Source organism: Fannyhessea vaginae DSM 15829 (assembly GCF_000159235.2).
Lineage (GTDB): Bacteria > Actinomycetota > Coriobacteriia > Coriobacteriales > Atopobiaceae > Fannyhessea > Fannyhessea vaginae.
Genome location: NZ_ACGK02000002.1, coordinates 79,752 through 91,643 on the forward strand (window position 1 = coordinate 79,752; position 11,892 = coordinate 91,643).

14 protein-coding genes are annotated in these 11,892 nt (G+C 44.4%); 12 read left to right on the forward strand and 2 right to left on the reverse strand.

What is annotated here, in order from left to right; genetic code table 11:
- Nucleotides 1–108: 108 nt before the first annotated feature.
- A complete protein-coding gene (locus HMPREF0091_RS04500) occupies nucleotides 109–1,029 on the reverse strand; it encodes a 1-phosphofructokinase family hexose kinase (protein ID WP_006303103.1) in 921 nt (306 codons plus the stop codon).
- 92 nt (nucleotides 1,030–1,121) lie between these two features.
- Entirely contained in the window at nucleotides 1,122–1,973 is an 852-nt protein-coding gene (locus HMPREF0091_RS04505) for a class II fructose-bisphosphate aldolase (protein ID WP_029575144.1), read from the reverse strand.
- A gap of 267 nt (nucleotides 1,974–2,240) precedes the next feature.
- On the opposite strand from HMPREF0091_RS04505, the gene HMPREF0091_RS04510 reads away from it, so the two are divergent.
- From HMPREF0091_RS04510 to agaV, 12 genes are all read left to right on the forward strand, one after another.
- A complete protein-coding gene (locus tag HMPREF0091_RS04510) occupies nucleotides 2,241–3,176 on the forward strand; it encodes a hexose kinase (protein WP_006303106.1) in 936 nt (311 codons plus the stop codon).
- Between the two features lie 364 nt (nucleotides 3,177–3,540).
- Nucleotides 3,541–4,320 (forward strand): GntR family transcriptional regulator, encoded by a 780-nt coding sequence (locus HMPREF0091_RS04515; protein ID WP_232235976.1) that lies wholly within the window; start codon nucleotides 3,541–3,543, stop codon nucleotides 4,318–4,320.
- 298 nt (nucleotides 4,321–4,618) lie between these two features.
- Nucleotides 4,619–5,323, forward strand: a complete 705-nt coding sequence (locus HMPREF0091_RS04520) for a triose-phosphate isomerase (protein WP_006303109.1) — start codon at nucleotides 4,619–4,621, stop codon at nucleotides 5,321–5,323.
- 2 nt (nucleotides 5,324–5,325) lie between these two features.
- Complete coding sequence (locus HMPREF0091_RS04525; RefSeq protein WP_006303110.1) at nucleotides 5,326–5,847, forward strand: YjbQ family protein; 522 nt, start codon at nucleotides 5,326–5,328, stop codon at nucleotides 5,845–5,847.
- Nucleotides 5,848–6,020: 173 nt separating this feature from the next.
- Entirely contained in the window at nucleotides 6,021–6,305 is a 285-nt protein-coding gene (locus tag HMPREF0091_RS04530) for a PTS sugar transporter subunit IIB (protein WP_006303111.1), read from the forward strand.
- 80 nt (nucleotides 6,306–6,385) lie between these two features.
- Complete coding sequence (locus tag HMPREF0091_RS04535) at nucleotides 6,386–7,786, forward strand: PTS galactitol transporter subunit IIC (RefSeq protein WP_006303112.1); 1,401 nt, start codon at nucleotides 6,386–6,388, stop codon at nucleotides 7,784–7,786.
- A gap of 164 nt (nucleotides 7,787–7,950) precedes the next feature.
- Nucleotides 7,951–8,436, forward strand: a complete 486-nt coding sequence (locus HMPREF0091_RS04540) for a hypothetical protein (protein ID WP_010241185.1) — start codon at nucleotides 7,951–7,953, stop codon at nucleotides 8,434–8,436.
- A gap of 83 nt (nucleotides 8,437–8,519) precedes the next feature.
- The gene (locus HMPREF0091_RS04545; RefSeq protein ID WP_006303114.1) at nucleotides 8,520–9,407 is read left to right on the forward strand and encodes a class II fructose-bisphosphate aldolase; all 888 of its coding nucleotides are present in this window, start codon (nucleotides 8,520–8,522) and stop codon (nucleotides 9,405–9,407) included.
- A 59-nt stretch (nucleotides 9,408–9,466) separates the two neighbouring features.
- Nucleotides 9,467–9,994 carry a PTS sugar transporter subunit IIA gene (locus HMPREF0091_RS04550; protein ID WP_006303115.1) on the forward strand — a complete coding sequence of 176 codons (528 nt, stop codon included), beginning with the start codon at nucleotides 9,467–9,469 and terminating at the stop codon, nucleotides 9,992–9,994.
- A gap of 448 nt (nucleotides 9,995–10,442) precedes the next feature.
- On the forward strand, nucleotides 10,443–10,898 hold the full coding sequence (locus tag HMPREF0091_RS04555) for a PTS sugar transporter subunit IIA (RefSeq protein WP_006303116.1): 456 nt from the start codon (nucleotides 10,443–10,445) through the stop codon (nucleotides 10,896–10,898).
- Nucleotides 10,898–11,200 (forward strand): preprotein translocase subunit YajC, encoded by a 303-nt coding sequence (gene yajC / locus HMPREF0091_RS04560; protein WP_006303117.1) that lies wholly within the window; start codon nucleotides 10,898–10,900, stop codon nucleotides 11,198–11,200. The genes HMPREF0091_RS04555 and yajC overlap by 1 nt, the downstream gene beginning before the upstream one ends.
- 201 nt (nucleotides 11,201–11,401) lie before the next feature.
- Nucleotides 11,402–11,884, forward strand: coding sequence for a PTS N-acetylgalactosamine transporter subunit IIB (agaV, locus tag HMPREF0091_RS04565; RefSeq protein WP_006303118.1), 483 nt, complete (start codon nucleotides 11,402–11,404; stop codon nucleotides 11,882–11,884).
- The last annotated feature ends 8 nt before the right edge of the window (nucleotides 11,885–11,892 follow it).

Consider the following 11,892-nt stretch of genomic DNA (forward strand, 5'->3'; position numbering starts at 1 on the left):
ACTCTAAAATCGGGTGTCCGCTTACAGCAGATACCCGATTTCTTATGCAACAACCTATGAATTATAACGCGTGTTCTAACATCTAATCTCACCTTATCAACATAGGTGCTAGTCTACCTGTTTTACATGCACAGCTTCTTTGAGTTCGTCCATGCGCGAAAACGTACCTAAACCTGCAGACATAGCAACATTTGCGCCACATGCCATTGCGTTTGTAAGAGCCTGCTCAACAGATGCTTTATGCACCACATATGATGCCAAAAAGCACCCAAGCGTAGCATCGCCTGCGCAAACCGTAGAATAAGGCTTAATTTTTGGTGCGTTTGCATACCAAACATGTGTTCCATTAAAAAAGTACGCGCCGCGCGAACCAAGCGTCAACAATACGTTTTGAAATCCTTGCGTGCCCAAATCATGGAGCGCGCGGACAGTATCATCTTCGTCTGTAAGCGTATAGCCAAAAATGGCATGCAATTCGTCGTCGTTAGGCTTAATGAGAAGCGGCTTCTTTGCGCCAAGCTGGCTTAGGTGAGAAGAGCTGGTATCCAGTACAACATCTACGTGCTTAGAAGCAAGGGTATCAAAAATCTCATCATAAAAGGTAGGCTTTACCTTGGGAGGAAGCGAGCCCGATACAACAAGACAGGTTAGATCATCAAGTGAGCTCAGCAACTGTAATAGTTCGTGCTGTTTATCTTCTGGCACACTACAGCCTGCATTAGGGAAGGTATATTCTTGCGTAGGCGTCGAAATAAAGGGGTTGATGCGTGTGATACCGTCTACCATAACGGGATAAACGTCACAGCCCTTCTTTCGTGCCTCGTCAACAATATAGGTACCGCTAAATCCTCCAAAAAAACCTAAAATAGGAGCATGTACACCAAAATGTTGAAGGGTAAAACTCACATTTAAGCCTTTGCCGTTTGGAGTATATACTGCATCTTTGGTGCGACAAACACGATTAGGCACTACAACATCGGCGCTTACATTCATGTCAACGGCAGGATTGGGAGTGAGCGTATAAATCATGGGTATGTCCTTAGGTTTGTGCTTGTTCAAAACGAGCAATAACGTTTGCGCTTGTGTCTTATGAGCAGATCACTATGCCTTGTTGGTAGACCTTAAGCCTTGTTGGTAGATCCCAGGTTATCCATATGCGATGCAACAACATCAAAAATTGCCTGTTGAGCTGGGATAAACGGTTTTTTAGGATCAAAGCATGCAGGATTTTCTTCCATATATTTCATAAAGCCAGCGGTAAAGACTTGTCGCAGCTCGGTTGCATAGTTTACTTTGCAAATACCATTTTGGATAGCTTGTGCAACCTGATCGTCGGGAACACCCGAGGTACCGTGCAATACCAAAGGTACATTTGTGTGTGCTTTAATTTCTTTAAGAACGCCTTGTTCAATATGAGGAGTACCTTTATACACGCCATGAATGGTACCCACGCCTACCGCTAAGGATGTGCAATGCGTTTTTGCAATAAATTCTGCAGCTTGTTCGGGGTCGGTGTAGGGGTTTTCGTCGGCAGCAAGTGGACCATCGTCTTCTTTTCCACCCACTTTACCTAACTCGGCTTCAACAGGAAGGCCAATAGGCTCAGCAACTTTGGTTACCGATGTCGTAAGAGCAAGATTGCTTTGATAATCAACATGTGATCCATCGATCATAACCGAGGTATAGCCTGCTCGAATAGCCTGTACGCAGCGCTCAAACGTATCGCCGTGGTCAAGGTGAAGCGCAACAGGAACATCTACCGACTCTGCTGCAACGCTGACCATTGCCTTAAAATAATCAACATTTGCATATTTCAGCGTTCCAGGTGTTGTCTGTAAAATAATAGGCGAGTGCTTTGCTTGCGCAGCACGCACTGCTGCCATAACAAACTCAAGGTTCTCTACATTAAATGCACCAACGGCATAATGTCCTTCGTAGGCTTTTTGCAACATTTCTTTTGTTGAAACGAGCATGATGACACTACCTCCTATAAAACGTGTATGAGCTTTGCTGTCAAAAGGCATAATAACAAGGCAATCATGATTTGATACTTCATTTGACAACAAAATGTACCTTCATTGTAGAATACTTTATGAATCTCGCGTTATCTCATGTATGCTTTGTCGTGCATAATACATAATTGAAATTGTAAATTCTGTTGGCATTAAATATAGACCCTGACCTGTGCTCCTTTGGGTTTTTATATGCATACCACTTTCTTGAGGGAAAGGCATACTTTTATGATTTTAACCGTTACGCTTAATCCTTCTATCGATACAAGTTACGCGCTTGATAAGCTTTGTATAGACGATGTTAATCGTGTAGTTGCTCATAAAACAGCAGGAGGTAAAGGCCTTAATGTCACACGCGTTTTGCACGAGTTGGGCGCGCGTGTTCTAGCAACCGGTTTTGTAGGGGGATATATGGGCTCTTATTTGCAGCAGCTCATGGATAACTCTGATTTGCCTCATGATTTTTTGCAAATAGAGGGCGAAACACGTGTGTGCATAAGCGTGCTGCACGAAGGCAAACAAACCGAGTTTTTAGAGGCGGGGCCTTGTGTGACACCACAGGATACGCAGGCATTTAAGGAAAAATTTACACACCTTATACAAGACGCGTCGTGCGTTACGATTTCTGGATCTATGCCGCAAGGCATACCCGATGATTTTTATGCGCAGCTTATTACGAGCGCTGCCGCCGCGCACAAACATGTGCTATTGGATACATCGGGTGCAGCTCTTGAAGCAGCTCTTTTGTCGTCGGATAAACCAACGCTTATAAAACCCAATCTTTCGGAACTCAATGCTATGCTGCACACAAACTTTACCAGCGAAAATCCCCAAGCGCTTGTACATGCGCTTGCGAGCGATGAACGTTTTACGGGTGTTGCATGGATTGTTATTTCTATGGGAAAAGACGGTTTGCTTGCATACCATCAAGGGAGCGTGTATCGCGTGCACGCTGCTCAGATTAGCTGCGTTAATGCAACGGGTTCGGGTGATTCTACGATTGCAGGATTTGCCTATGCGCTTTCGCAAAATATGAGCGCGCCCGACGTGCTGCGTTATGGAGCCGTATGCGGTACGCTTAATGCGCTTGAAGCCCAAACTGGTCATATTAATATGGATAAATGGGACAACGTATATAAAGACACCAAGGTAGAACGTATATAAAGACACCAAGTTAGAACGTATCAAATAAAGAAGTATTAAAGAAGTGTTGTCATGAGCATGGATTTAGATAGTGCGGCCGCTCAAATTGTCACGTACGAACACGATATTGCTGCATGGTGTAGCCTACGTCACCTATCAGACATTCAGAGAAACTAAAGTTTTATGGATTGACTAGAACATAAAACTCAACTGTTGTAGGATAACTACATGCTTATGTGTAAGTTTCACAGAATTGGCATATGCAAAGGTCTTAAAATCCTTGGTCATGTGGTTTGCGCGTTGGCATCTCGCCAATCCTTTCAGTTCAACTTTCACTTTGCTTATCAACACCATAAATTTTTATAGAAGATGTAGGTCGCTAGATATGTCAACTGATAAGGCCTCAACACTACATAGATATTCAAAAGGAACTCAAACATCGACATCCATGTCAAAATCATCTTTGCATGCACGGTTGACAAACTATCTGCGCGAAAAAATTTATTCACACGAATTAGTTCCTGGACAACGCATTGCCTCCGAGAACGAACTTGTCAAACAATACAGTCTCTCACGAGGAACAGTGCGCAAGGCAATTTTGACGCTAATCGAAGAGGGATTGCTTAAAAGTGTACAGGGGAGTGGCACTTTTGTTGCTGATCATGCACTTTCCCATCCTGCGGGCGTACGTCCCCTGTCATTCGCGGAGTCCCTGCATCAACAGGGCAAATCGTTCCAAACACATATTCTTACTAAAGAAGTGCTTGCTGCGTCCGTTGAAGTGGCGCGGCATTTGCATGTTCAGCCCGGCGAGAATGTTATGTTTATGCGCCGTGTGCGTAGCGTGGATGGACAGCCCATAATGTGTCAGGAAAGTTGGTACCCTCTGCGAGAATGCCCTGGTATTGATAGGGTTGATTTTACACAAGCAGCTGCTTTTGATGCCGTTGAACAATGCTCGGGGCGTCGCATTAAAACTGCGCAGATGCGTTATGTGGCGCGTGTTGCTGGTAGACAATACGGCGAGTATTTAGCGGTTGACGAGAATGCGCCTGTACTCCTTTTGATCCAAACTATTTTTCTTGAAGATGGCGTTCCTATTGAGTGGAGCTTTACTTGGCTCAAGGCTGGTCAAGAAATTATTGGTACTGCAACTCAAGAATAATTTCAAACAGTTTTCCATACAGGTCTATCATGCGCATGACCTACCTCAAACCCACGGTTTGTTGAATGAGCACACAGGTGCTGTCATTTTACAGTGCAATCAAATTTTGTATAAAAACCGATGAACGTTACAAAATTGTCGGCGAATGGTCTTTCGTAAACACTTGCAATAAAGTATTTGCTTTACTCACGGCTTTTTGATAAACTTGTTCATAAAAGTATGAACAAGTTGCGTTTTAACAGGCAAATTCAAGAGACGCATACGTCTAATAATCAAGGTTAGTGGTAAAGGAGTTATTATGGGGAATGTAGTTTTGCAGCGCCCTTTTTTTGTAGTCAATCCTAAGTCATATCTGTACGGACAGGAGTTGTACAAGCTTGCAAAAAAAGTCGACGAGCTCTGCGAGCGTTACAAGTTTCAGTCGCTGTTTACCGCGCAACTCATTGATCTGCCATGGGTTATCCATAATTGTCCGCATCTTATTCCCTGCGCTCAAACAATGGAGTCGCTTAAGCCAGGACGTGGTATGGGTCACGTATTACCCGAGGCATTAGCGGCAGCAGGCGTGCAAGCAACATTTTTAAATCATGCCGAGAATCCCATGACCATTAATGAGCTTGCATTAACGATTATGCGTGCTAAGGAGGTGGGGATTCTCACCTGTGTTTGTGCTGATTCAGTTGAAGAAGCTCGTGCTATTGCGCAGTTTAAGCCTGACATTATGACTTGTGAGCTCACGAGTCTCATTGGCACGGGACACATTGCTTCAGAAGATTACATACGTGAATCAACCAAGGCTGTTAAGGAGGCTTCTCCTGACACGATGGTCTTGCAAGCGGCGGGTATTTCGTCGGGGCAGGATGTTTATGATGCCATTATGTACGGCGGTGACGCTACAGGTGGAACGAGTGGTATTGTAGCGGCAGCGGATCCCTTCGCCACGCTTGACGAGATGTTTGAAGCATTGGATCGTGCCCGTCGTGACATCAAGAAAGGAATATAGGCATGAGTGTATATAAAGGTTTAGTCACCGTACAAACTCTCGCAGGTAAACCAACTTATGTTGATATTACTGATAAGGTTAACGAGATTGTAGTTGCTTCTGGCATTAAGGAAGGAACTGTCACGGTTATTTCGTGCCACACCACCTGTGCTCTCTTCTCGGATGAATATGATCACGATCGCACAGGTTCGGGCGATCTGTTTTTGCACGCTGATCTCAATGACGGGCTGCAAAAAATTTTCCCTGAGCAAAAGGATTGGTCGACTTATCGTTATCCTGGAGAGAAACATTTCGAAGCAGTGGAGAGCTGGCCTGACGCTGCAGCTTATTTGCCAGGTGGCGATCGCACACTTTTGTGGAACGGCGATGCTCATCTGCGTGCAACTCTGCTGGGCGGTTCATGCGTTTTTGAAGTGGCCGATGGAAAGCTTCAAATGAACGGTTTGGCATCAATATTTTTTGTAGACTATGACCGTACGCGTGAACGTACGCGTAAGGCAAAAGTCATTGTTATGGGTGAGTAGCTTTTGTCAAGCCCTACAATGACTTTATGATTTGAGTAGAGCTTTTATTGTTACGCTATTCTCGGTGGTAAGAGCTCTATAGAACGATTCTGGTAGCCATCACGTTTCATTGTAGGTCTAGGCAATACTCATACAGTAAAACAGCACTTCAAATAACGTTGAAGGGAGGTAGTATGAAAAACATCATTTTGGCTTGTGGATCAGGAATTGCAACGTCAACAGCGGTTGCTGCAAAGATTAAAGACCTGCTCGACTCCAATGGGCTTGAAGGAACATTTAACATCACTACATGTTCCATTGCTGAGGCTGTTGATAAATCTAAGGACGCTGATCTTATTATCGCAACCACGGTTAAGCCAGCAGGTATTGAATGTCCATTTATTTCTGGCATTCCTTTCTTGACTGGCATGGGTCGCGCTGCTGCAGAACAGCAGGTTATTGATTTCATGAAGGCCTAAATTACATTCGTTTTGTTTGTTGCGGTGCAGCTAATTTGTTGCGCTCGCAATACATATACTTTTTTGGAAGAGAGACATATATGGACTTAGTCATTAGCTTCTTTTCGGGTTTGTCAAGTCTTGGCGTCTCGGTGGTAATGCCTATTGTGCTCACCATCATTGGCATGGCCTTTGGCGCAGGTTTTGGTAAATCTCTTAAAGCTGGTCTTACGGTCGGCATTGGTTTTATCGGTCTTAATCTTGTTATTAATCAGCTCATGGGTACCGACCTTGCTGGTGCAGTAACCGCTATGGTGCACCGCTTTGGTCTATCTCTTTCTGTTATGGATGTTGGTTGGCCTGCAGCTTCTGCTATTGCTATGGGCTCCATTGTTGGAACTATCATCATCCCGCTGTCGTTGCTTGTTAACGTTGTGATGTTGCTTACCAACACAACTCAAACGGCTGACGTTGACATTTGGAACTACTGGCACTTTGCCTTTACAGGTGCACTAGTTGCTATTGTGACAGGTAACGTCGCATTTGGTATTGCTGCAGCAGTAATTAACGAGGTCATCGTGCTTATTATTGGTGACGTAACCGCTCCTATGGTTGAGAAGTCCCTCGGTTTGCCAGGCGTTTCTATTCCTCATGGCTTTTCAGGCGCCTATGCACCCATTGCTTTTGCTATGGACTGGATTATCGATAAAATCCCTGGCTTGAACAAAGTTGACATTAACGTCGAAAGCCTCCAAAAGCGCTTTGGTGTCTTTGGTGATCCTGTGCTCCTTGGTTCCATCATTGGTCTGGTTATTGGTGTTTTAGCAGGTTATGGCTTCCTACCTGCAGTAGGCGCTGACGGTAAGGCCACACCTAGCTTCTTCGCGACCGCCGTTTCGATGGGTGCTGTTATGGTGTTGATTCCAAAGATGGCCGCCCTTTTGATGGAAGGTTTGCTTCCCATTTCAGATGCTGCTTCTGCCTTCATTCAAAAGCATTTCCAAAGCCGCGGTAAGATCTATATTGGTCTTGACTCTGCCGTTGGTACCGGCCACCCCGTTACATTGACGATGGCTCTGATTCTGGTACCGTTTGCCATTCTTCTTGCCTTTATTCTTCCTGGAAACAAGGTTATGCCTCTGGTTGACCTGGCTTGTATTCCTTATATGTTGGTTTTGGTTACGCCCATCGTTCGCCAAAACGGTTTCCGCGGTATTTTGACTGGTATTGTTGTATTGGCTGTTGGTCTCTACATTGCAACAGATCTTGCTCCGCTCATCACTACCGCTGCAGCCTCTGTTAATTTTGATATGAATGGTGCTGCTGCTATTTCATCTATCTGTGATGGTGCGAATCCTTTGACTTGGGTTATTGTTCGCCTTGGTGCGCTAGGTGGAGGTATTGGTCTTGCAATTCCTGCTGTTGGTGCTTTGGCATTGGCTTTCTGGAACCGCATGCGCATTCTTAAAGAAGCAAAGGTTTTGCATAACGAGAACGAGTAGGTATTGAGGTAGCGAGCGGGTGAAAAGAAACGGTAGGTGCATTCGTATATGAGTATATGCACGAGCCAGTTTATCCTGCATGTTGCATCAAGGATATAGATAAGTTATAGCGCTCCATGTTGAGGCGGGACTTTCGTAAGGCGGTCCCGTCTCTGGAGGTTTTCATGAAGCAGTACATATATGAACCAAAACGATTTTTTGTGTCAGTAACCTTTACGGGCATGTTTTGTATAGCCATTTGCATTGCATGTTTAGGCGCATTTTTCGGGCTTGTACCGTTGCCGCATGGAATTGCTGCGATTGTAGGAATTGTTGCTGCATATCAGGTATGGAATACGTTTATAGCTCGAGCAAATCCACAAATTGTAACTATTGACGATACTACTATTCGTTTTAGTGCCTATGGCCGTAGTGATGTCTTTGAGCTTTCAAAAGTCACGAGCTTTCTGGTACGAGAATTTTCAGGCAAACGATATGTTCGTATCAATGGTGGGGGCATGTTTAAAGGTAGATACTGGCTTCAAACGATGTATATCGAAAATGGCGACGAGCTTGAAGCATGGTTAGCTGATTTTGAATACAAGGTTGATCCCCATTCACTAAAATCACAGGCTCGACGACCGTATTGCATGCGTAGTTCGGACAAGTGATAAAACCAACATATGTGAAATCGATCGAGCAAAAAAACGATAACAACTAATAAACCGCTCAAAAGCAATCAAAAGGAGAGAATATGCTGATTAGTCTTCGTGACATCTGTGCGATTGCTGAACAAAACAGTATGGCAATCGCGGCATTTAATACACCAAGTCTCGAGGCCGTACGTGCGGCACTCGACGCTGCTGAACAGACAGGTTATCCTGTTATTTTGGCTCACGCAGAGGGTCATGAGCACGCAGCTCCTTTGAAGTATATAGGTCCTGCCATGGTTGCGTTGGCCGAACAGTCCAGCGCTATGGTGTGCGTGCATTTGGATCACTGTGAGCATCTTTCATATCTACGTCGCGCTCTTGATATGGGCTTTACGGGTGCTATGTTTGATGGCTCGTACATGCCATACGAAGTGAATGTCGAGAATTCTGCACGAGCCGCTGAAATCTGTGCTCCCTTTGGTGCAGGTCTTGAGTGTGAACTTGGAAGCATGGGCTCTCGTGAGGCGGGTTATCGTGACGAGGGCGGTACTGCTGAAGAGTCAGGTGCTGTATACACTGATCCTGATCAGGCGGAAGATTTTATCAGGTGTACGGGCTTAGATATTTTGGCATGTTCGTTTGGTACTGTACACGGCATTTACAAGGGAGAGCCTCATCTTAATTTAGATGTACTTCGTGATATTCGCTCACGCATTAAGTTACCGCTGGTTATGCATGGTGGTTCGGGCGTTTCGGATGAGGATTATCGCAAATCAATTGATGCAGGCATCCGTAAAATTAATTACTATACCTATGGTGTGAAGTTTGCGGGCGAAGCTGTGTGTAATCTCATTGCTGACCGTCGCCGCGACCGCAAGGATGCTCTTGTTTACTGGCATGACATGACGCCTGTTGCCTATGAACGCATGCTTGAGGACTTTACGCAAGTTATTAAAGTCTTTGCCAATGGTGCTAATCCCGTAGCTTAGATACGATGACATAGACACATCCCATTATCGACAGTACACACTACAAGAAGGAGTTACACGTGAGCGATAACTACATCACTGAACCTACCGTCAACACCACCGAAACCACCACTGATAATACTTGCCTTTACAGGCCAGAGCTTGTGTTTTTTGATTTTGATGCCGATACTTACGTCGATTTTTTTGAAAAACTCTCTGACATTTTGTTAAAGAAGGGGTATGTAAAAGAGAGCTGGCTTCAGGCAATTACGGATCGCGAGCGCAATTTCCCAACGGGTCTCATGTTCGAAACTATTGGTGTGGCTATTCCTCACGTTGATCCGCAGCACATTGTTAGGCCTTATATCGCTATTATCAAACCAAAAAAGAGTGTGAGCTTCGAGCCTATGGCGGGTATGGTTGATCATACTATCGATACTAACCTTGTGGTGAACCTTGGTCTGCTGAAACACGCCGAAGATCAAGTTGAGGTGTTGCAGGCTATGATGGGTATGTTTATGAATGAGGACGCTGTCAATGATGTACAGTCGCAAACTACACCCGAGGGTATGGTTGAATGTTTTAAGCGTTACGCTAACGTTAAGTAGGCAGTAGACGGTAGCTAACGAGCATTGTATATAATATAAATGGAAAAGGCGACTTTTGCTTAAAGCGAAGGTCGCCTTTTATAAATGAAATGAATCTCATCCTCTAAAACGATTTGTTGTTCTATTTCTAACCGGTATTACTATTTAAAGACCTTTATGCATTCAACTTGTATTTTAAGGTATCCATATTCATCTATTCATTGCAAAATATGATTGCAAATGAGGTATACATACCAGTTTTATACGTACTCCTCATGAAAAATAACCCTTGTGAACTGCTGTTATCCGTTAGCCAGCGTTTTCTGTCCGTTCACCTAACACAACTTTGTATCTAATGACTTTATACACATTCTTTTATACACTATGAGTAGCTGGTTATAACCAGTTATACAAAATGTATGATGTGCCGCAAAAAGAACGTCCCACACGTTGAGCGATAGGAAAACACATGGTAGGTTGCATTATTACAGGACACGGTGATTTTGCACAAGGACTTATGTCTGCACTCGAAATGATTGCAGGTCCTCAAAATGCAACTCAAGCCGTTATTTTTCACGAAGATGAAGCTGCTACGTTTGGAGTGCGCCTTACACACGCAATTGATGAAGCAATTGAGCAGTTTGGTTCAGTTTTGGTTTGTTGCGATTTAATGGGTGGCACCCCATTTAATCAGGCAATGTTGGCCGCAGCGGATAAGCCAGTTGAAATTGTAACTGGTTGTAATTTAGGCATGTTACTCGAGCTCACCTCTTCCCAAAGCAGCGCCTCTTCAGCTCAAGAACTTGCCCAGATCGCGCAAGATGCAGGCAAGGAAAGCGTTGCACACATCAGCCCATCTCAAATCAGCGCTCATACAGACAATCAAGACACTTTGGATATATCTGATGAAGGAGATGGTATTTAATGAGCGAGATGTTTCTAAACGCTTTAGGCGCTTCTTCGTTGGTTATTGCCGTCCTTCTTACTTTAATTGCACTTGTTTTGTTTGTGTATATGACCGTTTTAAGACAGCGCAAGCAGCATGAATTCAAAGAGCTTCATAAGGAGCTCGCGGTTGGCCAAAAGGTTTCCGTTATGGGCGTTATCTTTGGCGAAATAGTGGCGCTGCGTACAGACACCTGTGACCTCAAGGTAAAGTCGGGTGCTGTATTAGAAGTTTCGCGCTATGCAATTCAATATATCGATTCACAAACTTTAGGTAAATAGTCGTTCGTTTTGTAGGTAATAGTCAAAGTGTGTTCCCGCGTACAAAGCTGCATGCGTGAATATTCACGCGTACGCATATGGGCTTGGTAACAATAAGGTTTTGTTGGGTGAGCAGTCGTAGGCGTTTGTGCATACGGGTTGCGTTTACTGAGGAAATGATGCATAAGCATTCATAGGCATACAACCGAAAGGGTGAGCGGTATGGGTGAACCAAATATTGTACTTGCACGTATTGACAATCGTCTTATTCACGGGCAAGTGGCAACTCAATGGACAGGTAGCGTAGGCGCTAATCTTATTCTGGTTGCAAACGACGAAGTTGCAAGCAATACCATGAGACAACATCTTATGGATATGGCTGCTCCGCAAGGTGTTGCAACGAGATATTTTTCGCTTCAAAAAACAATTGACGTTATTCACAAAGCTGCTGCTCGTCAGCATATTTTCCTCGTGCTGGAAACACCTGAAGATGCTTTAAAGCTGGTAGAAGGTGGCGTTCCCATTAAGGTTTTAAATATCGGTAATATGCATATGTCAGAAGGTAAGCGTCAAGTTGCAACCTCGGTTGCGGTTGATGATGCCGATGTAGCGGCGTTCAAAAAGCTTGTTGACTTAGGCGTTGAGCTAAGCATTCAGCGCGTTCCTACCACAGCTGTTGAGGATTCATCAAAGCTGTTTAATTAATTGGATTT

Excerpts from the sequence above, each read along its gene's own strand:
- HMPREF0091_RS04530 (WP_006303111.1), top strand. The coding sequence starts at position 6,021 with ATGAAAAACATCATTTTGGCTTGTGGATCAGGAATTGCAACGTCAACA.
- HMPREF0091_RS04510 (WP_006303106.1), top strand. The coding sequence starts at position 2,241 with ATGATTTTAACCGTTACGCTTAATCCTTCTATCGATACAAGTTACGCG.
- HMPREF0091_RS04500 (WP_006303103.1), bottom strand. The coding sequence starts at position 1,029 with ATGATTTATACGCTCACTCCCAATCCTGCCGTTGACATGAATGTAAGC.
- HMPREF0091_RS04520 (WP_006303109.1), top strand. The coding sequence starts at position 4,619 with ATGGGGAATGTAGTTTTGCAGCGCCCTTTTTTTGTAGTCAATCCTAAG.
- agaV (WP_006303118.1), top strand. The coding sequence starts at position 11,402 with ATGGGTGAACCAAATATTGTACTTGCACGTATTGACAATCGTCTTATT.
- HMPREF0091_RS04525 (WP_006303110.1), top strand. The coding sequence starts at position 5,326 with ATGAGTGTATATAAAGGTTTAGTCACCGTACAAACTCTCGCAGGTAAA.
- yajC (WP_006303117.1), top strand. The coding sequence starts at position 10,898 with ATGAGCGAGATGTTTCTAAACGCTTTAGGCGCTTCTTCGTTGGTTATT.
- HMPREF0091_RS04515 (WP_232235976.1), top strand. The coding sequence starts at position 3,541 with ATGTCAACTGATAAGGCCTCAACACTACATAGATATTCAAAAGGAACT.
- HMPREF0091_RS04540 (WP_010241185.1), top strand. The coding sequence starts at position 7,951 with ATGAAGCAGTACATATATGAACCAAAACGATTTTTTGTGTCAGTAACC.
- HMPREF0091_RS04545 (WP_006303114.1), top strand. The coding sequence starts at position 8,520 with ATGCTGATTAGTCTTCGTGACATCTGTGCGATTGCTGAACAAAACAGT.
- HMPREF0091_RS04505 (WP_029575144.1), bottom strand. The coding sequence starts at position 1,973 with ATGCTCGTTTCAACAAAAGAAATGTTGCAAAAAGCCTACGAAGGACAT.
- HMPREF0091_RS04535 (WP_006303112.1), top strand. The coding sequence starts at position 6,386 with ATGGACTTAGTCATTAGCTTCTTTTCGGGTTTGTCAAGTCTTGGCGTC.
- HMPREF0091_RS04555 (WP_006303116.1), top strand. The coding sequence starts at position 10,443 with ATGGTAGGTTGCATTATTACAGGACACGGTGATTTTGCACAAGGACTT.